At 68.1% G+C, this 23969-nt stretch carries 20 protein-coding genes; 10 read left to right on the top strand and 10 right to left on the bottom strand.

Features of this window, described 5'->3' with window-relative positions; all coding sequences use genetic code 11:
• The first annotated feature begins 1 nt into the window (after position 1).
• From VHR41_11275 to hemA, 6 genes are all read left to right on the top strand, one after another.
• Positions 2–979: a threonine/serine dehydratase gene (locus VHR41_11275; GenBank protein HEX3234769.1), complete on the top strand. Its 978-nt coding sequence runs from the start codon at positions 2–4 to the stop codon at positions 977–979.
• Complete coding sequence (locus VHR41_11270) at positions 980–2410, top strand: diguanylate cyclase (GenBank protein HEX3234768.1); 1431 nt, start codon at positions 980–982, stop codon at positions 2408–2410.
• Positions 2407–3474, top strand: coding sequence for a serine/threonine-protein kinase (locus tag VHR41_11265; GenBank protein ID HEX3234767.1), 1068 nt, complete (start codon positions 2407–2409; stop codon positions 3472–3474). Before VHR41_11270 ends, VHR41_11265 begins: the two co-directional genes overlap by 4 nt.
• 99 nt (positions 3475–3573) lie before the next feature.
• Entirely contained in the window at positions 3574–4050 is a 477-nt protein-coding gene (locus tag VHR41_11260) for a hypothetical protein (protein ID HEX3234766.1), read from the top strand.
• A 291-nt stretch (positions 4051–4341) separates the two neighbouring features.
• Positions 4342–4911, top strand: coding sequence for an Hsp20/alpha crystallin family protein (locus tag VHR41_11255; protein ID HEX3234765.1), 570 nt, complete (start codon positions 4342–4344; stop codon positions 4909–4911).
• A 49-nt stretch (positions 4912–4960) separates the two neighbouring features.
• Positions 4961–6199, top strand: a complete 1239-nt coding sequence (gene hemA, locus VHR41_11250; GenBank protein ID HEX3234764.1) for a glutamyl-tRNA reductase — start codon at positions 4961–4963, stop codon at positions 6197–6199.
• A gap of 24 nt (positions 6200–6223) precedes the next feature.
• Here hemA and hemH read toward each other — a convergent pair whose 3' ends face one another.
• From hemH to VHR41_11205, 9 genes are all read right to left on the bottom strand, one after another.
• On the bottom strand, positions 6224–7321 hold the full coding sequence (gene hemH / locus VHR41_11245) for a ferrochelatase (protein ID HEX3234763.1): 1098 nt from the start codon (positions 7319–7321) through the stop codon (positions 6224–6226).
• Positions 7322–7340: 19 nt separating this feature from the next.
• Complete coding sequence (locus tag VHR41_11240) at positions 7341–8003, bottom strand: response regulator transcription factor (GenBank protein ID HEX3234762.1); 663 nt, start codon at positions 8001–8003, stop codon at positions 7341–7343.
• Entirely contained in the window at positions 8000–9772 is a 1773-nt protein-coding gene (locus VHR41_11235) for a GAF domain-containing sensor histidine kinase (GenBank protein HEX3234761.1), read from the bottom strand. The genes VHR41_11240 and VHR41_11235 overlap by 4 nt, the downstream gene beginning before the upstream one ends.
• 46 nt (positions 9773–9818) lie before the next feature.
• Positions 9819–11318, bottom strand: coding sequence for an aldehyde dehydrogenase family protein (locus VHR41_11230; GenBank protein ID HEX3234760.1), 1500 nt, complete (start codon positions 11316–11318; stop codon positions 9819–9821).
• Between the two features lie 119 nt (positions 11319–11437).
• On the bottom strand, positions 11438–12679 hold the full coding sequence (locus VHR41_11225; GenBank protein ID HEX3234759.1) for a saccharopine dehydrogenase C-terminal domain-containing protein: 1242 nt from the start codon (positions 12677–12679) through the stop codon (positions 11438–11440).
• 364 nt (positions 12680–13043) lie between these two features.
• A complete protein-coding gene (locus tag VHR41_11220; protein HEX3234758.1) occupies positions 13044–13865 on the bottom strand; it encodes an ABC transporter permease in 822 nt (273 codons plus the stop codon).
• Positions 13862–14815 carry an ABC transporter permease gene (locus VHR41_11215; GenBank protein HEX3234757.1) on the bottom strand — a complete coding sequence of 318 codons (954 nt, stop codon included), beginning with the start codon at positions 14813–14815 and terminating at the stop codon, positions 13862–13864. Before VHR41_11215 ends, VHR41_11220 begins: the two co-directional genes overlap by 4 nt.
• Positions 14802–15935, bottom strand: a complete 1134-nt coding sequence (locus VHR41_11210) for an ABC transporter ATP-binding protein (GenBank protein HEX3234756.1) — start codon at positions 15933–15935, stop codon at positions 14802–14804. Before VHR41_11210 ends, VHR41_11215 begins: the two co-directional genes overlap by 14 nt.
• Positions 15936–16003: 68 nt before the next feature.
• Positions 16004–17191 carry an ABC transporter substrate-binding protein gene (locus tag VHR41_11205; GenBank protein ID HEX3234755.1) on the bottom strand — a complete coding sequence of 396 codons (1188 nt, stop codon included), beginning with the start codon at positions 17189–17191 and terminating at the stop codon, positions 16004–16006.
• Positions 17192–17358: 167 nt separating this feature from the next.
• Between VHR41_11205 and gabT the strand changes: the two genes are divergently transcribed.
• Genes gabT through VHR41_11185 form a run of 4 tightly spaced genes read left to right on the top strand, consistent with a single transcriptional unit; the run spans position 17359 to position 22772 of the window.
• Positions 17359–18714 carry a 4-aminobutyrate--2-oxoglutarate transaminase gene (gene gabT / locus VHR41_11200; GenBank protein ID HEX3234754.1) on the top strand — a complete coding sequence of 452 codons (1356 nt, stop codon included), beginning with the start codon at positions 17359–17361 and terminating at the stop codon, positions 18712–18714.
• Entirely contained in the window at positions 18711–20102 is a 1392-nt protein-coding gene (locus VHR41_11195; protein ID HEX3234753.1) for an aspartate aminotransferase family protein, read from the top strand. The genes gabT and VHR41_11195 overlap by 4 nt, the downstream gene beginning before the upstream one ends.
• Positions 20102–21385 carry an FAD-binding oxidoreductase gene (locus VHR41_11190; protein HEX3234752.1) on the top strand — a complete coding sequence of 428 codons (1284 nt, stop codon included), beginning with the start codon at positions 20102–20104 and terminating at the stop codon, positions 21383–21385. Before VHR41_11195 ends, VHR41_11190 begins: the two co-directional genes overlap by 1 nt.
• Positions 21386–21416: 31 nt before the next feature.
• Positions 21417–22772, top strand: a complete 1356-nt coding sequence (locus tag VHR41_11185) for an aminotransferase class III-fold pyridoxal phosphate-dependent enzyme (GenBank protein HEX3234751.1) — start codon at positions 21417–21419, stop codon at positions 22770–22772.
• A gap of 65 nt (positions 22773–22837) precedes the next feature.
• Here the strand turns inward: VHR41_11185 and VHR41_11180 are convergent, their stop codons facing one another.
• Positions 22838–23716, bottom strand: a complete 879-nt coding sequence (locus tag VHR41_11180) for a TorF family putative porin (protein HEX3234750.1) — start codon at positions 23714–23716, stop codon at positions 22838–22840.
• Positions 23717–23969 lie beyond the last annotated feature (253 nt).

The raw sequence follows: 23969 nt of genomic DNA, 5'->3' as shown, positions 1-23969 counted from the left end.
CGTGCCATCCACCGCGGACTCGACCGCCGCCGTGTCTCTCGCGAGCCTCCGGGCCGCGGCGGGCAGGCTGAAGGGTGTCGCCCTCCGGACCCCGATGCTCGAGCTGCCGGCCCTCTCCGCCCGGCTGGGCGTCCCTGTGGCGCTCAAGTGCGAGCAGCTCCAGCCCATCGGCGCGTTCAAGATCCGGGGAGCCTACAACGCCATCGCCCGCGTGGCGGCGGAGGGCGGGGCGAAGGGCGTGATCACCCAGTCGAGCGGGAATCACGGACAGGCCGTGGCCTACGCCGCCCAGACGTTCGGACTCCGCGCCGTGGTCGTGATGCCTGCCTCCACACCTCAGGTGAAGCTGGACGGAGTGAGAAAGTACGGGGGCGAGGTCGTCCTCGCCGGCGCCGTCCGCTCCGCCGAGCAGCGGATCCATGCGGAGGCCATGGCACGGGAGGAGGGGCTGGTCATGGTGCCGCCGTATGACCATCCCGATGTCGTTGCCGGGCAGGGCACGACAGGGCTCGAGATTCTGGAGCAGCGGCCCGAGGTGGACACCATTGTCGTCCCGGTGAGCGGGGGAGGCCTGCTGGCCGGGATCTCGGTGGCCGTGGCGGCGCTCAAGCCTTCGGTTCGCCTGTTGGGAGCGGAGCCGGTCGGCGCCGCCAAACTCACCGCCGCGCTTGCCGCCGGCGCGCCGGTGGCGCTGGACCACACCGAGAGCATCGCCGACGGCCTGCTTGCCCGCGCCATCGGTGATTTCACCTTCGCTATCCTTCACCGCGTGGTCCGGGAAGCCGTACGGGTCTCGGAGGAGGAGATCGCCGAGGCGGTCCGCTTCCTTCATCACGAGGCCGGGCTCCGGCCCGAGCCGTCCGGCGCGGTGGCGGTGGCCGCCCTGCTGGCCGGGCATGTCCGACCCGCCGGACCAACGGTGGCCGTGGTGAGCGGCGGCAACGTCGATCCCGATCTCTATCAACGCCTGGTACGCTGAATGAGCCCCGCTCCCAAGATCCTCGTTGCCGACGACGACCAGGCCCTCTCCCGCACCCTGTCGTGGATCCTCAAGGAGAACGGCTACGAGGTGCTCACCGTCCCCGGCGGCGAGCTGCTGTTCGATCATCTGCAGGCGGAGGCGTTCGATCTGCTCCTGCTGGATATCATGATGCCCAAGGTGGACGGTCTGCAGCTGCTCCAGCGGGTCAAAGCCGACCCGAGGTTCAAGGACCTCCCGGTGCTCATGATCTCGTCCATGCCGCCGGAAGAGGCCACCGTCCGCTCGCTGGGACTCGGGGCCGCCGACTTCATCCCCAAGCCGTTCCGGGTGCGCGAGTTGCTTGCCCGGGTCAAGGCGCACCTGAGGGTCGGGCGGGAGCTCAACCAGGCCCGGGCCGAGGCGCGCTCCCGCTCGGAGATGATGGACATCATGCAGGAGGTGACTGCCTCGCTCAAACCGGAGGAGATCTACCAGATTCTGGTCCGGCGGGTGGCCCATGGGCTCAACATCTCACGCTGCTCGATCATCATCGCGGGCCCCGATGACGAGACCGGTACGGTGGTCGCGGCGTTCGAGAATCCGATGCTGCACAATCTGTCGGTGGATCTGCGGCGCTACCCCGAGATCCAGCATGCCCTCGCTACCGGCGAAGTGGTGCTGGTGCGTGATGCCACCACCCATCCGCTCTATCAGGACGTCCGGGAAACCTGGGAAGCCGAGGGCAAGCCGGTCCAGACCCGGTCGGCGATCGCGCTGCGGTTCTCGCTGCGGCAGGAGCCGGCCGGAGTTTTCTTCCTGCGCACCACCACGGAGGACGCCCCGCTCAACGAGCAGGACGTCCTCTTCGCCGACCAGGTCATCGGGGCGGCCGTGTCCGCACTGGAGAAGGCCTACGACCTGGAGAACGCGGTCATGGGCCAGGAGCAGATGCGCCACCTGGCCGAGACCGACCCGCTGACCAACTGCTTTAATCGCCGGGCGCTGATGGAGAAGCTGGAGCAGGAGATGGACCGGGCCGCGCGATACGCCACCATGCTCACGGGCATGATGATCGATATCGACAACTTCAAGCAGATCAACGACACCCACGGACACCTGGTGGGCGATCGGGTGCTCAAGCAACTGTCCAATCTGCTCAAGCGGGAGCAGCGCTCGGTCGACATCGTGGCCCGCTACGGTGGCGAGGAGTTCGTGGTGCTCCTGCCGGAGACCACGTCCACCGAGTCGCGCAACTTCGCCGAACGCATTCTCCGCCGGGTCGCGACCCACGATTTCGGCGAGACTGGCCGGCCCGTCCGGGTGACGATCAGCATCGGCATCGCCTCCTACCCGGACGAGCGGGTCACCGACGGCGAGTCACTGCTCCGCCTGGCCGACAGCCACCTCTACCGGGCCAAGTCCGACGGCCGAAACCGCTTCCGCGATTGACGACCCGGCGTTGCCCCCGGTGCCAGGCGACGTACGCCGCGCCCGCCCGATTCTGCGTCAGGGACGGCTCGCCGCTGGTAGAAGCCGCACCGGAGAGCGGGGTCACGACCACTGGCCGCCAACGGGCGGCCTCCCTTCCGCCGCCGCTCACCCCCGAAGAGCTCGACCGGTACGCCACCCTGACGGGGAAGGTCCTCGACGACCGCTATCAGGTGGAGCGACGCCTCGGCGAGGGAGGAATGTCGTACGTCTACCGCGCCTCCGAGCTCGGCACCGGGCGCGCGGTGGCCCTCAAGATCCTGCTGCCCCGGTTGTCACGGGATCCGGGCGCGGTGGAGCGGCTCCGCCGGGAAGCGACGATCGCCACCCGGTTCGAGCACCCCAACGTGTGCCCCATTCTCCGGCTGGGCGAGACGGCGGATCGAATGCTCTACCTGGTGATGCCCTACCTCGAGGGCGAGCCGCTCAGCGAGCATGAGACCCGGCGCGGCGCGTTCCCGCTGGCGGAAGGGATTCCCCTGCTGGTCCAGGTCTGCCACGGACTGCAGCACGCGCACGAGATGCAGATCGTACATCGGGATCTCAAGCCTGAGAACGTCATGCTGGTCCCCGATTCCACTGCCGCCGACACCGGCGGCTTTCGATCGGTGGTCATGGATTTCGGGTTGGCCAAGGAGCGCCGGGCGGGGCCCGAAGTGGCCAGACTCACCGCCACCGGTATCGTGCTGGGCACCCCGGAGTTCATGAGTCCGGAGCAGATCCGTGGCAAGCCCCTCGATGGCCGGAGCGACGTCTACGCGCTGGGCATCCTGGCCTTCGAGCTGTTCACCGGCCAGCTCCCCTTTGCCGGCAAAACGGCGCAGGAAACCATGATCGCCCGCCTCAAGGGCGCGCCCCTCCGCCTGCGGGAGCTGCGGCGCGATCTCCCGACCAAACTCGAGACCGTCATCGAGCGAACGCTCACCCTCGATCCGGCCGGCCGCCACCAGTCGATGACCGAGCTGGCCTTCGCCCTGGAAGGCGTGCTGAGTACTGGGATGTTCGCCAGACTCTTTCATCGGTAGGCGGTCCGCCGACGGAGTGAGCGGGAACACCGACGCAGCCCGCCTGCCCGGATTGATTTGCGGCTGAACACCGGCCGCACTCCGGGAAGGGTGGCTACCATGATCTCACGAGCGATGCTCCTGCTGTCTGCGCTGCTGCTGCCCGCCTGTCGCGAGCGTGCGGCCGAGACCGGGCGCACCGCTTCGGCCTACTCCAACGGAGGCGACAGCGCCGGCGGCGCCGATCTCAATGGCACCGCGGCCGGCGTGGAGTACGAGGCCCCCCGACTCATCCCCGGCATGCGGGCCCAGTTGGAGCAGTATTCCTCGCCGGGCCGGCCGCTGACGGACAGCGACCTGGCCAATTACAAGAATACGGCGGGCACGGTGATCAACGCGATGCAGGCCGACCTGACTCGGGTCGGCCTAGCCGATAGCGGCGCGTTCAAGGCGCTGAGCGATTCGGTGCTCGACGAGCTGGGAGGAGACACGGGGGTGCCCCATGGCGTCACCGGCGAGCGGTTCTCTCAGAACCTCACTCAGATGCGGCGCCTGATCGGGGTCTACGAGCAGTGGATGCGGCGCGCCAAGAGCTGACGACGCAGCGTGCACGATTCGATAGTCGAGGGCTGTCATTCCCGCTCGGTCATCTTTGCAGACTCCCAGGCTGCTACTGCCAGCCCCTCCCGCCATCTCGGTCAATTTGACCATTTCCAGTTCCTCCTTCGGGCATGCGGAGTGCATTCCGGGCCGGTGCGTCGCGTGATCTCATTCGGTGATGCGGGTCACGGGCGCACCTCGGCCACTTGGCCAGCGTAAGGGCCCGCTTTGTCGGCAACGGCATCACTGAGCGTGTTTTTCGTTTGGTACGGCTTCAAGGAGGGATGTATGGCAATCAGCAGGTACCGGGATAATCCCCAGAGCATGTTCGGCCTTCAGCGGCTGAACCGTCTCCTCGACGAGGCGTTTACCGGCTTCCCGTTCGCCGAGCCCAGCGCGGCGATCACCTCGGCCTGGTTCGCGCCGACCGACGTCAGCGAGGACTCCGAGAGTCTCCAGATTACCATGGAGCTGCCGGGTGTCCGGCCCGAGGACGTGAAGTTGTCCTTGGAGAACAACATGCTGACTATCCGGGGGGAGAAGCGGCAGCATGCGGATGACCAGGCGGAGCGGATTCACCGCTACGAGCGCAGCTATGGGGCGTTCGAGCGCACCTTCGCCCTGCCGAACACCGTCGATCCCGAGAAGATCTCGGCCACGTACGAGCACGGCATCCTGACCGTCAGGATCCCGAAAAGCGAACGGGCCAAGCCGCGGGAGATTCCGGTCAGCTCGGCTGTCGGTAATCAGGCAGCTCAGGTGAGCTCGGGGCCGTCGGTCCAGACCCGGGCGTCAAAGAAGAGCGGCGAGCGGGATCCTGAAGAGGAGGGCTCTGCCGGCAGAACAGGGCAGCGCTGAGACGTCGAGCCTAGTGCTCCGTAAAGATACGGAGAACCGCTCCGGGGGGATGCGGATTGTCCCCCCCGGACGCGGGATGTACGCTTCTCGTGTGCCATCGGACCTCTCGTTCCATGTCATTGGCGTAAGCCACCATACGACTCCGGTCGGGGTCCGTGAGCGGTTCGCGTCCTCGCCGGCCGAAGTGCGCGCGTTGCTGGAGTGCGAACATACGGTTGACCGCAGCGCCCTTCTTCTCTCCACCTGCAATCGATGCGAGCTGTATTGGAGTGGCGACCAGGATTCGGAATCCTGGTTTCGCGAATTCGCTCGCGAGCGGGGCGTGACCGAGGAGCACGCGCTCATCCGGCTCGACGGTCTGGACGCGGTACACCACCTGTTCACCGTCGCCGCTGGACTCGATTCTCAGATCCTGGGCGAGACCGAGATTCTGGGCCAGGTGCGGGGCGCATACGACGCCGCGCGGGCCGCCGGCACCACCACGAGAGAGATGGATGCCATCTTCTCGGCGGCCCTCTCGACCGGGCGCCGGGTGAGGAGCGAGACGCTTCTCGGGCGGCATCCAGCCTCGGTCAGCTCCGCCGCGGTGGACCTGGCGGCCGCGGACCGGATGACTGGCCTGGCGCGCTGCCGGGCGGTGGTGCTTGGGGCGGGTGAGGCGGCGGAAGGTGTTTTGCGGTCGCTCCACCAGCACAAGGTGGAGCGGACCAGCCTGGTGAATCGCAACCCCGACCGGGCAAGCGTGCTAGCCGCCGCGTGGCGAGCCGAGGCCAGGCCGTGGGGTGCCTTGGACGAGCTGCTCCGGGATGCCGACCTTCTGATCGTCGCCACCGGGTCTTCACGCCCGGTGATCGCCGCCCGGCAGCTGGCCCAAGCGGTGGCGGGGCGCGAGCGAGAGCCTCTGATCGTGATGGACCTGGCGGTTCCCCGCAACGTCGAGCCCGCCGCCCGCGCGGTGCCGGGGGTGCGGCTCTACGATCTGGACGATCTGCAGCGGCTCTGCTGCCCCGCCGCCGGAACAGCCTCGGCCGCCCTGGCCGAAGCCCAGCGGGTCGTGACCGAGGAGATCGCACGCCTGGCACAGAGCCTTCGCGGCCGCGCCGCGGCTCCACGGCTGGCGGAGCTGCATCGCCTCGGCGCGCAGATGGCGGAGCAGGAAGCGGCGTGGGCCCTGGCCCAACTGGCCGTGCTCTCGGATCGGGAGCGTCAGGTAGTGCGGGAGATGGCCGACCGGCTGGTGCGGCGGGTACTCTATCCCGCCAGCCGATCCCTTCGGGAGGATGGCTGACCGCAGCGTTCCCGCCCCTTCGCTTCAGCCCCTCTCGCTGGCCACCACCGACATCGAGCTCACCGGATTCAGCATGTGCCGGCATTGCGGATTGACGCAGCCGGCGCAACGTGTCGTGTATTGGGTGGTATAGGGCTGGCCGGACGACAGGTGCTCGCGGACGATGTCGGCCAGAGCGTCCAGGAATGCAGGGCGGTCGTTCAGGGCCGGGGCCCGCTTGTAGTGGGTGATGCCCGAGTGGTGCGCGACTTCCCCGTACTCCCGGTCGAGCTCGGAGAGGGTCTCGATGTGATCGCTGGTGAACGCGATGGGAATGACCAGCACATGCTTCTGGCCCCGCGCCCCCAATCGGCGGATAACCTGCTCGGTCCGGGGTCCCAGCCAGCGCACCGGACCAACGTCCGACTGATAGGCCAGCAGGTACGGATTGGGAGCGCCCAGCAACTCGACCACCCGCTGCACGCTGGCCCCGACCTCCTGGGGATACGAGTCGCCCCGGTCGATCACGGCGAGCGGCAGCGAGTGGGCACTGAAGAGCAGCAGCACCTTGTCCCGGTCCGCCCCCTCGAATTGCTCCAGCCCTTCCCGCACCGTCTCGGTCATCGCGGCGATGAAGCCGGGATGCACCGGCCAGCGGTCGATGAGGCTCCACTCGAACCGGTCGCGCAGGCCAGTCCGCTCCGTTGCGCGCCAGAGCTCGTTGAGGCTGGAGCCGGTGGTGCTGCAGGACCACTGGGGATATTGAGTGAACGCCACGGCCCGCTGCACCCCGTCGGCCGCCATGGCCCGGAGTGCGTCGTCGCTCTTCGGATGAACGTACCGGAAGGCCACGTAGAAGGCGTGCGGAGCGGTCTCCGGCGAGAGCCGATCCAGCCGTTCCACCATGCCCCGCCCCTGCGCCTGGGTATAGCGTAGGATGGGTGAGCCGCCGCCGATGCTGGCGTACAGGCCCTTGACCTTGGGGGTGCGGCGGCGGGCGATATAGGGGCCGAGCCAACGCTGGAAGGGGAGCTGGATGATCTCGCGGTCGGCAAACAGCTCGAGGAGGAACGGCTCCACCTGATCGAGGTTGGCGGGGCCGCCGAGGTTCATCATCACGATGCCGGTCTTCACTGTGCTCATGGCCCCAATATAATCCGCGCTACCCGCCGATCACCCCAGTCTCCAGGGCGAAGCGGGTCAGCTCGGCCACGCTCCTGAGCATCAACTTGCGCATCAAGCTCTCCCGGTGCGTCTCCACGGTCCGGTGACTGATGCCCAGCTCCGCCGCGATCTCCTTATTCGTGAGCCCCCGGGTGACCCCGATCAGCACCTGGCGTTCCCGGGCGGTGAGCTGCGCCAGCAGTCTGGCAGGGGTGGCAGACTCCGGAAGATCCCCTCGCACCACCGCGCTCAGCCGGCTCGCTATGGGCGGGCTGAAATAGGATTCGCCCTGGTACACCGCCCGCACCGCCCCGCGCAGCTCGGTGGCCGCGGTGTCTTTCAGCAGATAGCCATGGGCCCCGGCCCGCACGCTCTCCAGCACGTATTCCGTGTTGTCGTGCATGCTCAGGATGAGCACCCGGGTATCCGGACAGTGATGCAGCAGCTCGGCCGTGACCTCCAGTCCGGATTGCCCCGGCATCGAGATATCCAGGACGGCCACATCGGGCCGGAGCTCCAGAGCCAGGGCCAGGGCTTCAGTCCCGGTAGCGGCCTCGGCCACGACGGCGAATCCCGGCTCGCCTTCCAGCACGTGGCGTATGCCGGTCCTGACGATGGCGTGATCGTCCGCCACTAGCACCCGCACCGTTTCCCCGCTCATCCGCTGTCTGCTGAGCCGACCGGCACGAGCACCTCCAGCGAGGCACCACCGCCCGAGTCGGCCGCGCGGCCAAAGCGAAGGCTCCCACCGAGGGCCTTGATGCGCTCGCGCATGCCCGCGAGGCCCATGTGCCCTGCTCCTTCCAGCCGCTCCGGCGGTAGTGTCGGCGGGCCCCGCCCGTCGTCCCGGACGGCCAGCAGCACGCCGGTCGGACCCACCGAGATTCCCACCTCCACCGTCCGCGCGCCGGCGTGGCGGAGCACGTTGGACAGCGCCTCCTGCAGCGCGCGGAACAGGGCCAGCTCCGCCTCCTCGGAGAGCGGTGGCAGCGTGCCCGGAGCCGCGAGCCCGGTACGGATGCCGCTGCGCTCGCTGAAGTCCGCGACCAGCGACCTGAGCGCCGGCAGCAGCCCGAGATCGTCCAGGATCGATGGGCGGAGATCGTTGGTGACGCTCCGGATGCTCCGGATCCCGGTATCGATCAACCCGAGTACCTGATCCAAACGGGCGCCCTGCTCGGGCGCGACGGCCTCACGCAGGACTCCCAACTCCATCTTGACAGCGGAGAAGACCTGGGCCGTCTCGTCGTGCAACTCGCGAGAGAGCCGGCGCCGCTCCTCCTCTTGCTGCTCGATCATCCGGGACGACAGCCGTGCCAGCTCGACCGTGCGGGCCTCCAGCCGGGTGTAGAGGTCCGCGTTCTCCAGGGCGGCTCCCACCTGCTGGCCCAGGGCCACGAGAAACCGGTCGTCCAGCGCGGTGAACGGATCCCGAGCCTCACCCACGAGCACGAGCGCCCCCATGACCTCGTCCCGCCGCAGCAGCGGGAGCACTGCGGCGAATGGATAGCTCGACTCGCCGTACGCCCACTTGCCGGTGACTTGGGGCAGGCCCGATTCGATGGCCCGGGCGAGCGCTCCCGCGCCGCCCTCACCCGGCTGGTCGGCCTCGGTCCACTGCTCGCAGACGCCGGCCCCGCGCACCAGCCGAAGCCGGCCGTGCTGGATCAGGAAGAGCGCGCTTCCGCGGACGGTCGGCAGTGTGAGCGGGCGGGCAAGCAGGACCGAGAGCACGTCCTGCTCCCGGCCGGCGTGCTGGAGATCTCCGGAGAGGGCGGAGAGGGCGCTGAGTCCCCGGCGGAGATCGTCCAGCACCAGCAGCAGGATGCCGGTGCCTACGACGAGCGTCAGGAGGATGTCCAGATAGTAGCCCCAGGGCACCCAGGTGCCACGTGCCCGGAGGAAGGGATAATCCAGATGGTGTACGCCCCACAGCAGAAAGGCCGTGGAGAGGAGGGTCGCGCCACTCGAGGCCACCTGCCGCCGGTAGCGCGCGAAGACCCATCCGGTCCAGAGCGTGGCCAGACTGAGGAAGAGCACCGCCGGGCCCGCGGCCCAGAGGAAGTGGTCCAGTCGGTAGATGGCGATATAGGACCAGACCGGCGGGAAAAGCACGAGGGCCAGGTACCAGCGGCGCCATTGCACCTGCTGAGAGAAGACCAGCGCGGCCCCCAGCAGCGCGAGCGCGGTCCATCCGGTGATGACCTGGTGCCAGTAGAGCCAGATGCGGTGCGTGGTCACCAGAAAGCTGGTGATGGCGCCGACCCGGAGCAGGTAGAGGCCCCACGCCACCGCCCACCAGGCGAGATACGGCTTCCGGTATCGCTGATAGAGGAAGGCGCACAGCACCCCGAGGGCCGCCGTGATGGCGGCCTCGAGGATGGCGGCGTCGAGCTCGATCGCTCTCGCCGACAGGGTGATGTCTTGCATGGCCGAAACAAACGGCAGGACTGCGGAAGACGCCAGGGCGGCGCCCTCAATACCAGCCGATCGGCTTCTCGTCGAGGTTGATGAACACCTGCTTGGTCTCCAGGTACTCCTCGACGCCCCAGTGCCCCAGCTCCCGACCGAAGCCCGACGCCTTGTACCCGCCCCAGGGAGCTTCCACAAAAGTGGGCTGCATGTGGTTGACCCAGACGATCCCCGCCTCCAGTGACTTGACCACCCGGAAGGCTTTGAAGATGTCGCGGGTCCACACCGCCGCCGCCAGCCCGTAGGGAGTGGCGTTGGCGATCCGGATCGCGTCCGCCTCGTCTTGGAACGGGATCACGCTCATCACCGGCCCGAAGATCTCTTCCTGGGCGATCCTGGCCGAATTGTCCACGTCGTAGAAGATGGTGGGCTCGACGTACCAGCCCTTGTCGAAGCTCTTCGGCGTCCCGCCGCCCACGGCTACCTTCGCTTCGCCGCGGCCGACCGTGAGGTAGCTTGCTACGCGGTCGCGCTGCTCCGCGCTCACCAGCGGCCCCATCTTGGTCTCCCGGTCCAGACCGCGGCCGAGCTTGATCGTCTTGGCCTTGGCGGCGGCGGCGTCCACGAATTTCCGGTAGATGTCCTTCTGCACCAGCACCCGGCTGCCGGCCGAGCAGACCTCGCCCTGATTGATGAACGTGCCGAACAGGGCGCCGTCCACCGCGTTCTCGAAATCCGCGTCGCTGAAGAAGATGTTGGGCGACTTGCCACCGAGCTCGAGGGAGACCCGCTTAAGCTGATCGGCGGCGTTCCGCATGATCAGCTTGCCGACCTCGGCGCTGCCGGTGAAGGCGATCTTCCGCACCAGCGGGTGCGCCACCAGCGGCGCACCCGCGCCGGGGCCGTCGCCGGTGACCACGTTGACCACGCCGGGCGGCAATCCCACCGCCTCGAAATCCTCCGCCAGCTTGAGCAGGGTGAGCGGCGTCTGCTCGGCCGGCTTGATGACGACCGTACAGCCGGCCGCGAGCGCCGGCGCAATCTTCCACGCTGCCATCAACAGGGGATAGTTCCAGGGGATGATCTGGCCGGCCACGCCCACCGGCTCGCGCATGGCGAAGGCGACCGCATCGGCCGGGACCGGCAGCACCTCGCCGTTGATCTTGGTGGCCAGGCCGGCGTAATACTCGTAGCAGGTGGCCGTATCGTCCATGTCGTATTCGGACTCGACGATCGGCTTGCCCGAGTTGACCGTCTCCAGCTCGGCCAGCTCGGCGCGGCGGGCCCGAATCCGCTCGGCGAGCCGGAAGAGGATCCGCCCCCGCTCCTGGGCGGACGTGCCTTTCCACCCACCGTGAAAGGCCCGCTCGGCCGCCTGCGCCGCGCGATCCACATCCTCCGGCCCACCGGCCGGACAGGTGGCGATGACGCCCTCGGTCGAGGGATCGTATACGTCGAATGTCTTGCCGTTCCTGGCGTCGACAAACTTGCCGTCGATGTACATCTGATACCGGGTGACCTCGCTCTTTCCGGTCTTGCCCCGTGCCGCCGCGGTGCTCGTCATGGACTCCTCCGCTTACGTCTGGGTCTCGGCGAAATCTTACCACCAAGGCACCGAGAGCACAAAGGCGATATCGCTGACGATATCCTCGGTGCGTTCGGTGCCTTGGCGGTTACCGGCGGTCAGGCTGCGACGGTCGGACGAAAGGGGATGGTGCGCTCCCGCGGCGCGTGCAGCAGGGTGGCGGAGTCGTCCCGGATGTGCCAGGGCATTCCTTCCCGCGCCAGCCGATCCAGGAACGGATCGGGATCGAACTCCTCTGGCGAGCGGACGCCGGGCCCGCTCCAGCGGCCTTCATGGATCAGCCGGGCGGCGATGACCGGCGGAATGCCGGTCTGATAGGCGGTCGCCTGCACCCCGAGCTCGGCGAACACCGTCTCGTGGTCCGCGATGTTGTAGATGTAGAAGGCCCGGGGCTGGCCGTTCTTGAGACCTTTGGCCAGCGTGCCGACGCAGGTCTTGCCCCGCATCCGGCCGGCCAGGTCCTTGGGCTGCGGGAGCAGGGACACCACCAGGTCGCGCGGCGCGATGGAGGCATCACCTACCCGCACCCGGTCCTTGCCCGAGAGACCGAGGCGCTTCATCACCCGCAGGGTCTCGACGGTCACGTCGTCCATGCAGAGCTTGAAGTCGACCGTCCGGGCCTGGGGGAAGAACCGGGGCAGGGTCTTCGACTCCTCATGGTCCACGTAGTAGCAGTTGAGGACGCCGAGCTCGGGAAAGTCGAACGGCTCGAACCCGGTGAGCGGCTCCTCCAGATGGTGGCGGCCATCCCGGTAGGAGACGGCCTTGCAGAGACACTCGTCGATGAAGACCCATGGGCTGAAGGCCGCGACGAAGCCGTCGTGTCCCTGGCAGACGGAGTTGTCGCCGTCCCGCACCCGGAGCTCGGTGACGGTGTCGAGCAGGTGCTTGGCGGCGTAGGCGGCGTACACGTTGCTTGTCCCCGGGTCGGCGCCCATGCCAAGGAGCGCCAGCCGGCCGGCCGCCCTGAACTCGGCGTCCAGGGCAAACTGGTCCTCCAACTTGGGGATTCCATCGTCGTCGGTGCCGCCGCTGGCCATGTCGATGTAATCGCAGCCCGCGGCGAGGCAGGCGCGCATCAGGTCGAGATTGGTCCGCGGGAGCGCGGCGTTGAGCACGATGGTCGTACCCGTTTCACGAATGGAGCGAGCGACGGCAGCCTGATCGGCGGCGTCGAGAGCGATCGCCGTGACTCGAGGGTCGTTGAGCCGATCCGCTAGGAGGGATGCGCGGGCGGAAACCGCGTCGGCGATGACGAGCTGTTCGAGCATCGCGTCCTGCACGAATTTGAGGGCGGACACGGTCCCCACCGCGCCGGCGCCTAGCACCAGGACTTTCACAAACTCCTCTTTTCATTGTTGGTGCGGCACTCGGTCTGGTTGCAGGTCGCGCGTTGGAGGCGCTTCCTACGCCCTCGCCCCCGCCGCTGATGGGGGCTCGCAGCTCAAGGAGAAAGTCAGCTGCGAGAGTGGACCCTCCGCTTGGTCGGAGGATGCAAACACGCCCTCCCCGCGTGGGGGCGACGTATAGCCATTCTAGCTCTCGCCCCCCACCCGCTGTCCAGCCCCCCGGTCACTCGACGCAAGTGAGGGCAGTTCTCGGCCGGCAACTATGCATAGTAGAACGCCAAGGTGTACAAGGTGTTAGGCCGGGATATACAGGCAGCGGTGCATAGTCTCTCAGGACCGGCGAGATCAGGCAGGCCTAGGCGGGGTGCTCCTCCCGCATGAGCCTCGCCCAGATCACGATCACCACCACCGAGACCAGGAAGATGACGACCGACGCGGCGTTCACCTCGGGCGTGATGCCGCGGCGGAGCAGTCCCCAGATCTGCAGCGGCAGCGTATTCTGCCGGCCGATCAGGAAGAAGGTGACCGCGATCTCGTCCAGGCTCAGGGTGAAAACCAGGAGACCCGCACCGAGTATGGCGGTCCGGATGTTGGGGAAGGTGACATAGCGGAAGGTCTGCCACTCGTTGGCGTAGAGGTCCTGGCTCGCCTCCTCCTGCGCCCGGTCGAACCGCTGGAGGCGGGCAAAGACCTGGGTGATGACTACCGAGGTCAACGCCGCCGAGTGGCCGAGCACGACGGGCCATCCCGGCACCAGGGGGAAGCCGCTCGAGAGGCGCAGCCCGACGAAGCTGAAGAAGGTGAGGAGGGCTACCCCGGTGATGATCCCCGGGAGGATGAGCGGCAGGAGCACCAGCCGGCGGAATGCGGTCTTTCCGGGGAACTCCGACCGGTCCAGCACGAATGCGCCCGGCACCCCGACCGCCAGCGCGATGGCCACCGCCAGGAGGGCGAGCTTCACGCTCGCCAGCGCCGCGTCGAGCATGCCGCGGTCGTGGGCCAGGGCGGTAAACCACCTGAGCGTGCCCAGCCGGAGGGGCCATGCGATGATGGGCGAATCGTGAAAGGCGTAGACGATCACCACCACCAGGGGGAGATAGATGAAGGCGAAGACGGCACTGCCGATGCCCCAGAGAGCAGCGCTGAGCCGGTCGACCGGCCGTGGGTACGGGGTCACGGGACTACGCCCCCGCGCGCCGCGCCGACCATCCGGCCGGCCTGCTCGCCCGGACGCTCGCCGGCGTAGTTCATCGCCAGCTCGACCCGATTGGCCAGCCAGAGGAGGAAGAGCGTGAGCAGCAGCACGATGACCGAGACCGCCGCGCCGAGCGGCCAGTTGTACGCCACACCGAAGAGGCTCCAGACCAAATTGGAGACCATCAGCGCGCTGTCGTTGCCGCCCAGCAGCTGCGGCGCGAGGAAATCTCCCATGCTGAGCACGAAGGCGAAGGTCGACCCGGCGAGCACCCCTGGCAGCGACAGCGGCAGCACGATCCGGAGGAAGGTCTGCCAGCGGCTGGCGTAGAGATCCTGGCTCGCCTCTTTGAGGGCCGGAGGGATCGCCTCGAGCACGGCGTAGATCGGCATCAGGGTGAACGGCGTGTAGATATGGGTGAGCGCCAGGATGACCGCCCACCGGCTGTAGAGTAGAAAGGTCAGCGGGTGGTCGATCAGGCCCGCCGCGCTCAACAGGCCGTTGAGGATGCCTTCCTGCCCCAGGATGATCTTCCAGGCGTAGGCGCGGACCAGGTAGCTCACCCACAGCGGAATGATCACCGCCATGTACATGAGCTGCTTGTGGCGGCGCACCTTGAAGGCGAGCAGGTAGGCCAGCGGGTAGGCCAGTAGCAGCGAGAAGAGCGTTACCCGGATGGCGATCCCGGCGGAGAAGAGGATCGTATCGGGGTACAGCGCGGTGCCGAAGAGCCGGCGATAGTTCTCCAGCGTGAGCTGGTGGGTGATCGCGCCGTTCCTGAGTCGCCAGAACGAGTGGACCAGCAGCAGCACGTACGGGATGAACAGCAGCAGGGTGACGAATCCCACCGGCAGCGCGGCGGCGAACGTGGTGCGGAGCCAGGGCCGGGCGCGGACGCGGTCGAGCAGCGTGGCCGTGTCAGTCCCCGACACAGCGCCCCCGCTCCACCGGCCAGGTGAGACCGACAGCCGCCTCGAGCGTGACGCCGGTGCCCGAGCTGACGTGGGCCACCAGGCGCTGGCCGCTCTCCAGCTCCACGTGCACCCGGAGCGCCGACCCGGCGTAGACCGCTTCCCGCACCGTGCCGGCGATCCGGTTCCAGCCCTCGCGGACCACTCCCGACTCGCTCAGCTCGATGGCTTCCGGACGCACCGCGAGCCAGGCCTCGGCGCCCGGCGCGAGCGGCGCGGCGGTCAGCGCCCGCAACGTTGCGCCGCCGGCCCGGAGCACGGCGATACCGTCTCCGCTCTCCGCCACGACGCCGGGCAGCAGGTTGGTCTCCCCGATGAAATCCGCGACATAGCGTGAGACCGGCCGATCGTACAGCTCGCGGGGCGTGCCGACCTGCTCGATCCGTCCCTGCCGCATGAGCACGATCCGATCGCTCATGGTGAGCGCCTCCTCCTGATCGTGCGTGACGTAGACGAAGGTGATGCCCAGATGGGTCTGCAGGTGCTTCAGCTCGAGCTGCATCTCTTTCCGCAGCTTGAGGTCGAGCGCCCCGAGCGGCTCGTCCAGCAGCAGGACCCGGGGCCGGTTGACCAGCGCGCGCGCCAGCGCCACCCGCTGCTGCTGCCCGCCCGAGAGCTGGCGCGGCGTACGGCCCCCCAGGTCATGCAGCTGCACCATCCCCAGCGCCCGGGTGACCCGCTCGTCCCGCTCGACTTTGGGCACCCGGCGCATACGCAGCCCGTAGGCCACGTTCTCCCGCACACTCATGTGCGGGAACAGCGCGTAGTGCTGGAAGACGGTGTTGATGTCGCGCTTGAACGGCGGAAGGGCGCCGATCGGCGCGCCCGCCATGAGGATGTCGCCCGAGCTCGGCGGCTCGAACCCCGCGATCATTCGGAGCGTCGTGGTCTTGCCCGAGCCCGAGGCGCCGAGCAAGGTGAGAAACTCACCACCCGCGATATCCAGCGAGAGGTCGTCCACCGCGGCGAAATCGCCGAAGCGCTTGGAGAGATGGCGCAGCTCCAGGATCGGCAGCCGGAGCGTCTCGTGCCGCCGCGGGACCTTCGCGAGATCGAGCGCTGAGGTGGAAGGAGTATCCATCGGCGGTTGGCGGAAGGAGAAGCGGTGGACGAGAGGGTAGTCGCGGTCCCTCGTCCACCGCCGGGGGGCTACTTCGCGGCCTTCACCTCGTTCCAGATCTCCTGATACTTCTCCCGCCGAGGGCTCCACTGCCAGAAGTTGACCTTGGTGCCGTAGTCGGAGATGTCCCGCTGGCTGGCGGCCTGCTCCGGCGTCATGTACTTCTTGGCCGCCGGATTGGCCACGATGTAGGCGGTCACGTCGTACAGCAGCTTCTGGGTGAACGGCTGCGCCGTATACTCCAGCCAGGCGTACGCGGCGTCCAAATTCTTGGCGCCCTTGGTCAGCACCCAGTGGTCGGCCCAGGCGGTCGTCCCCTCCTTGGGAATGGTCTCGCCGGCCGGGAACTTGGCCTGGCGGAGCTGGTTGGTCATGAGCGGCCAGCCCTCGCCGGCTACCACCTCGCCGCTCTGGAAGAGCTGGGTCATGTCGCCCGCGGTGACCCAGTACTTCCGGACGTTGGGCCGGAGCTCCAGCATCTTGGCCTTCACCTTGGCCAGGTCTTCGTCCGACAGATTGTAGAGCTTGCTGGGGTCGTTCGGATCGTCCAGGCCGAGGTACTGCGCCACCATGTACAGGGTCGCGATGTCGTCCTGCAGCGAGAGCTTGCCGCGGAACTTCTTGTCCCAGAACGCGCCCCAGGAGTCGGGAGCGGGCTTCACCTTGGTGGTGTCGTAGATCAGCGGGTTGGGCCCGAACGCCCAGGGGACGCCGTATACCGTGCTGTCCTTCCGCACCACCTTGAGCTTCCTGAACCCCTCGCTCAAGTCGCCGTAGCTGGGGATCCGCGCCAGATCGAGCGATGCCGCCAGGCCGGCATCCACGATCGCGGTGGCCGCGTCGCTGGAGGGCGAGATCAGATCGATCGTCTCCGCACCGCCGGCACGAAGCTTGGCCACCAGGTCGTCGCTCGATCCCATGTAGGTGGCGTTCACCTTGACTCCGCACGCCTGCTCGAACGGTCGGGTGAAGAGCGTGTCGGTGTATCCCTCCCAGACCATGAAGTTGAGCTCGCCGCCGATCGGCTTAGGGCAGAGCTTGGCCAGGTACGTCCGCGCATCGGCCGCGGCGTCGCTGGTGGGACTGATCGTGATCTTGGTGGCCGCGGTAGCGGGCGCGGCACCGGTCTTGTCCCCGCCGCCACCGCAAGCTGAGGCGGCCAGCGAAGTGAGCGCGAATGCGACAGCTCCGAGCAACCTCGAACGTCGCCAGATCATGGGTGGACGCTCCGTGCAGGGGTAATGATCGTGAAATGGAGGGGGAATGCCCTCTTGGACTACAATCCTACACTCCGAAACGGCGTCTTCGCCAGAGAACCGGCGGGGGTGGCGGATCCGCCCTCGCTCTCCTACTCCTTCAGCTTCCCTCCCGCACCGAGGCCGCCATGTCCGGCGTCATTCAGCTCAAGACCGAGATCCCCGGCCCGAACAGTCGTGCGCTCCTTGCCCGCCGCGCCAAGGCGGTGCCCAGGGGCGTCCCGGCCGTCACCCCGATCGCCGTCGTGCATGCGGAGGGTGCTGTGCTCACCGACGCGGACGGCAACCGGCTGATCGACTTCGGCGGCGGGATCGGGGTGGTGAACACCGGGCACCGGCACCCCGGGGTCGTCCGCGCGGTCCGAGACCAGCTCGACCGCTTCGCCCACGTCTGCTTTCCGGTGTCGACCTACGAGCCCTATGTGGAGCTGGCGGAGCGGCTCAACCGGGTGACTCCCGGGACCCACGACAAGCGGAGCTTCCTGGTGAACAGCGGGGCGGAGGCGGTGGAGAATGCGGTGAAGGTGGCCCGCAGCTTCACCGGACGGCAGGCCGTCGTCTGCTTCGAGCACGGATTCCACGGGCGCACCAATCTCGCCATGGCCCTCACATCGAAGGTGATGCCATACAAGAAGGGCTTCGGGCCGTTCGCGCCCGAGGTATACCAGATCCCCTACCCCTATTGCTACCGCTGCCCGGAAGGACGGGTGACGGGACCATGCTGCCAGGCCGATGTCACCCGGCTGGAGCAGATTTTCGCCGCCACGGTGGACCCCGGCTCGGTGGCCGCCATCATCCTGGAGCTGGAGCTGGGTGAGGGCGGATTCGTGCCGGCGCCGGTGGAGTATGTGCAGACGCTGGCGGCATTCGCCCGGCAGCATGGCATCCTTTTCATCGCCGACGAGATCCAGACCGGGTTCGGCCGCACCGGCCGGATGTTCGCCTGCGAGCACTACGACCTGGTTCCCGACATCATCATCACGGCCAAATCGCTGGCCGGAGGGCTGCCCCTTGCCGCCGTCACCGGCCGGGCCGACGTGCTCGACGCGGCCCAGGTGGGCGGGCTCGGCGGGACCTACGGGGGCAATCCGCTGGCGTGCGCCGCGGCGCTCGCGGTGCTCGACGCCATGGAGGCCGAGCGGATTCCTGCCCGGGCGGAGCGGACCGGTGAGCGGGTAAAGGCGCGCTTCCGGCAGCTCGCCGAGCAGCACCCCTGCATCGGCGATGTCCGCGGGCTCGGGGCGATGGTCGGCATGGAGCTGGTCACCGATCGCGTCAGCCGGACGCCGGACAAGGCGCTCACCGCCCGGCTGCTCGCCGCGGCGCTCGAGCGCGGCCTGGTGCTGCTGTCGGCTGGCACCTACGGCAACATCATTCGGGTGCTCGCCCCGCTCACGGCGGACGACGCACTGATCGACGAAGGATTGGACGTCATGGAGGCGGCTCTGGACGCCGCGGTGGGACGGGCCCCGGCGATGGCATGACGGTCGACCGCGCCCGGCTGGCGGCGCTGCTCGCCGGGGAAGAGGTGCGGTTCGCGGCGGAGCATCCGCGGTCGATGGCGTTGGCCCAGCGGGCTCAGGCGTCGCTCCTGGGCGGCGTCCCGATGCCCTGGATGGTGCGCTGGGCCGGCCGGTTTCCCCTCTTCGTGACCGAGGCGTCGGGCGCCCACCTCACCGACGTCGATGGCCATCGCTACCTGGATCTCTGCCTGGGCGATACCGGCGCCATGACCGGACACGCGCCTGCCCCGACGGTCGAAGCGGTCGAGCGGCAGGCGCGGCGCGGATTCACCTTCATGCTGCCCACTGAAGACAGCGTGTGGGTGGGCGAGGAGCTCTCCCGCCGCTTCGGCCTTCCCTGCTGGCAGTTCGCCCTCACCGCCACCGATGCCAACCGATTCGCCATCCGGCTGGCGCGGGAGATCACCGGCCGCCGGCTCATCCTGGTGCACAACTGGTGCTATCATGGCACCGTCGATGAGACCTTCGCGACGCTGCGGGGGGGCCGGGTCGTCCCGCGGGATGGAAACACCGGGCCGCCGGTCGATCCCGCGCTCACCACTCGCGTGGTCGAGTTCAACGACATCCCGGCGCTGGAGGAGGCGCTCGCGCCCGGCGATGTCGCCTGCGTGCTGGCCGAGCCGGCGCTGACCAACATCGGCATCGTACATCCGGAGCCGGGTTATCACGCGGCCCTCCGCGCCATCAGCCGCCGGACCGGCACGCTGCTGATCCTGGACGAGACCCACACGATTTGCGCCGGGCCGGGCGGGTACACCGGGCTGCACGGGCTCGAACCCGACGTGCTGACCGTGGGCAAGCCGATCGCCGGTGGGGTGCCGGCGGCGGTCTATGGGGTTACGCGTGAAGTGGCGGAGCGGGTCCGCGCCCGCTCCGTCACCGGCCTGGCGGACACCGGAGGAATCGGCGGCACCCTGGCGGCAAACGCGCTCGCGAGCGCGGCGATGCGCGCGACGCTCGAGCGGGTGCTCACGGAATCCGCGTACGAGCGCACGATCCCACTGGCCCGGCGGTTCGCCGCGGGAGTGGAGGCCGCGATCGCCGAATACCAGCTCCCCTGGACCGTCCAACGGCTGGGCTGCCGAGCCGAATACTGGTTCCGGCCGGTGCCGCCGCGGACCGGCGGCGAGGCCGCCGCCTCGGTGGATGCAGAGCTCGAGCGCTACATGCATCTGTCGGCGCTCAACCGGGGCATCCTGCTCACCCCATTTCACAACATGGCGCTCATCGCTCCCATGGTGACCGAGGTCGAGATCGACCGGCACACCGAAGTGTTCCGGGGGAGCGTCGCTGCCCTGGCCGGCGCCGCGCGGGCGGGAAGCGAGGCAGTCTCCCGGTCCGGTGCCTGATGCGAGCCGAGGGGGGACCTGATGCGGAGCGTTGCCTGTGGACCGACGCAGCGCCCGAGCTCACGGTCCCGGAGGCCTCGCTTCCCCAACGCACCGATGTGGCCATCGTCGGCGGCGGCTACACCGGACTCGCGGCGGCCCGGGCTCTGGCCCGGCGGGGAGTGGACGTGACGCTCCTGGAGCAGCACCACTTGGGCTGGGGAGCCAGCGGGCGGAACGGCGGGTTCGTCCTGCCGGGGTACAAGCCGGACATCGAGGTGCTGGCCAGGAAGCACGGTCTGGCGGCCGCACGGAGGCTGTTCGAGATCTCGCTCGAGGCGGTGCGGATGCTGGAGAGCGTCATCGCCGAGGAGGCGATCGATTGCGACTACACCCGGTGCGGCTCCCTCGTGCTCGCGGCCAAGCCCAGTCACCTGCGCGGTCTCGAGGCGAGCCGGCGCTTTCTGGAAGCCGAGCTGGGTCATGAGACCGCCTTGCTCGGGCCGACCGAGATCGGCGCGGAGATCGGCTCCGCGCGATACCACGGCGGGCTGCTCGACCACGGCGCCGGGGCGCTGCACCCGGTCCGCTATCTCCGCGGGCTCGCGACGTCCGTCATCCGGTCGGGTGCGCGGATCGTTCAGGGAGTGGAGGTGCGCCAGGTTACCGGCAGCGCGAAGCACCTCACGCTGGACACCTCGGACGGAGTCCTCCTGGCCGCGGAAATGCTCGTCGCCACCAACGGCTACACCGGGGCGCTGTGCCCGGCGCTGCAACGCCGGGTGATCCCCATCGGGAGCTATCTGATCGCGACCGCGCGGCTGGATCCTTCGCTCGGGGGACGGCTGATTCCCAAGGGCCGGGTGCTGAGCGATACCAAGAATCTGCTGTATTATTTCCGCCTGTCCTCCGACGGGCGGATGGTCTTTGGCGGCCGCGCGGCCTTCACTCCGGCGCCGGTGGCCCGGAGCGCGGCCATTCTGGAGCGCGGCATGCGCGAAGTCTTCCCCGAGCTGGCGGGCGTGCCGGTCGAGTACGCCTGGGGTGGAAAGGTGGGCTTCACCCTGGACCAGCTGCCCCATGCGGGGCGGCTGGGCCCGGTGCATTACGCGCTGGGCTACTGCGGACATGGGGTGGCACTCTCCACCTGGCTCGGCACCCGTCTCGGTGAGGCGCTGGCCGGGGGCGGGGAGCTCCCGGTCCTGGGGCCGGGCCGATTCCGGAGCGTGCCGCTCTACGCCGGACGCCCCTGGTTTCTCCCTCTGGTGGGCGCCTGGTACCGCGCGGCGGATTGGTTGAGCTGAATCACACTCTCATGAAAGGAGCGCCGATTAATTGCGCCTGTCGAATGCCGAGGTCCTGAAGCAGACGCAGCGGTATCTGGAGCTGATCGCGGGGCGGGAGATGGCCACGGAGGAAAAGCAGAGCTTCATCGCCGAGACCGTAGAGAGCTACGAGAAGTACTACAATCGCGGGTTCATCAGCTATCGTAAGTCCGTCACCCAGGCCGGCCAGTTCGCCGCGCTCGAGTGGTCGGGGCAGGGCGCCACGCTGCGCGACCTGCTCGGCCGGGAATACATCGACTGCCTGGGCGGCTACGGGATCTTCAGCGCCGGCGTCAACCACCCCACCATCGTCAAAGCGGTGACCGATCAGCTCAGCCGCATGGCGCTCAACAGCCAGGAGCTCCTGGAGCCGTGGCGCGCCGCGCTGGCCAAGGTGCTCGCCGAGGTGACCCCGGGCGACCTGCAGAATTCGTTCTTCATCAATAACGGCACCGACGCCATCGAGGGAGCGATCAAGCTCGCCCGGCTCTCTACCAGGCGGCACACCTTCATCTCCACCCTGGGTGGATTCCACGGCAAGTCGATGGGCTCGCTCTCGCTCATGGGCAAGGCGTCGTTCCGGGAGCCGTTTCAGAGCGGGCTGCAGGACGTGCGCTTCGTGCCGTACGGCGATGCCAGCGCACTGGAGGACGAGCTCGCCCGGTGCGACGCGGTCGGCACCCACATCGCCGGAGTGGTACTGGAGCCGGTGCAGGGCGAGGCGGGCGGCGTGGTGCCGCCGGACGATTACCTCCCCCGGGCGCGCGTGGCGTGCACCAGGTATGGCGCGCTCCTCATCGCCGACGAGATCCAGACCGGCATGGGCCGCACCGGGAAGCTGTGGGGGGTAGACCACTGGAACGTGGTGCCCGACATCATGTGCCTGGGAAAGTCGATCGGGGGCGGGGTGATGCCGCTGTCGGCCTTCATCGCCAACCCGACCGTATGGGAGGTGATGATTCCCAACCCGATCATCCATTCGACCACCTTCGGAGGCAACCCGCTCGCCTGCGCGGCGGGCCTGGCGGCCATTCAGGTGACGCTGGAGGAAGACCTCCCCGGCCAGGCCGCGGCCAAGGGCGAGTTCCTGCTGCGGGAGCTGGGCTGCCTGCGGGAGAAGTATCCCCGGGTGCTGACCGAGGCGCATGGCAAGGGGCTGCTGATCGGAATGGAGTTCCCGGCCCAGGAGATCGGGTGGCAGGTGGCGGCGGGCCTGTTCAAGCGGGGTGTGCTGGTGGCGGGTACCTATTCGAGGGCCCAGGTGATCCGGATCGAGCCCGCGCTGGGGATTCCGCGGGAGCTGCTGCAGGAAATGCTGAATCGGCTGGAGGATACGTTTCGCGAGGTGGAGAAGACGCTGGCTTGAACGTGCGAAGGGCCGGAGCGATGCAGATCGCCCCGGCCCTTGTGCACCCAGGGTATCCTCGAGATCTACTGCGCCTCCTCCGTCGTTTCCTCCGGCACCTCGCCCAACGTCTTGGACCAGCTGATCGTGACGCCGCCCCAGAGCTTCGCGCCCTTGTCGAGGTTGTTGGGTGACGTGACCTTCGTGGCGTCATCCCCGTTGATGACTACGTGGAGCGCGGGGGAGAAGCTCAGCGGACCGGCGGAGAACGGTACCGCCGCCGACAGGTCGAGATGGGTGAATCCATCATCCGCGAAGTTGAAGAATTCCGCCGTCGGCGCGCCGTTCACCAAATCCGCGTCCTGACCGGCGTTGAAGCCGGCGAGTGCGCCGAGCGTGACGCCAACCTTCTCGCTCGCCTGCAGGGTATGCGAGACGCTGGCTTCCGCGTACAGCCCCTTGACCTTGTCGACGTCATACCACGCCGCGAGCTTCGGGCTCAAGGGTGTGTCGAACGCGACCTTCCCGTACAACTCGACGGTATTGAAGTCACTCGTCAGCGCGAAGAGCGGCGTGATCTTTTTGTTGGGGTAGATGTACGCCGTCGCCCCGCCCGTCAGGGTTGCCTTGCCCACGGTGTAGCTGATCTCCGCCCAGGGATCGAACTCCGCGAAATTGAATGCGGACGAGCCGCCGCTCTCACTGATGTCATCGTTCTCGTTGTCGTACTTCCCCAGATCGATATTGGCCCATCCGCCCAGCGTGATGGACGCCGCTCCTGCCGGAAAGGTCACGTAGAGGTCGGGCTGCGCCACCGGCTTGTTGGTCAGGCTCAAGCCGCGCCAGACGTACGAACTGAACAACGCCACATCCGCGCCGATGGTGGCCTGCGCGGCGGCGGGGGTGGCGGTCGCGATGGTGCCCGCGACGAGAAAGGCAGCTCCCAGAACGTTCGCTCGTGTCATGAGGTCTCCCGCGGAGATGAAGGGACGATGGCTTCAGGGATAACAAGAAAACCCGCCGAATGAGTCGAGCGGGCCGGGAACTGCCACCAGCATCATGCACCCGAACTCCCCGACTCCTACGTGAACACGTAGTAATTCGTGGCGCGATTGCGATTGGAGGTGTTGGCGAGGTGCATCGTTCAATGTATCGGTTTGGTCCGGACCGTCAAGGCGAGCGGCCCGCGAAGGGTCATTCGGGATGAGCCGGCCGCCG

The sequence above is a fragment of the Gemmatimonadales bacterium genome, assembly GCA_036265815.1.
Lineage (GTDB): Bacteria > Gemmatimonadota > Gemmatimonadetes > Gemmatimonadales > GWC2-71-9 > CAVVWJ01.
This window is presented reverse-complemented; position numbering and strand designations above follow the sequence as displayed.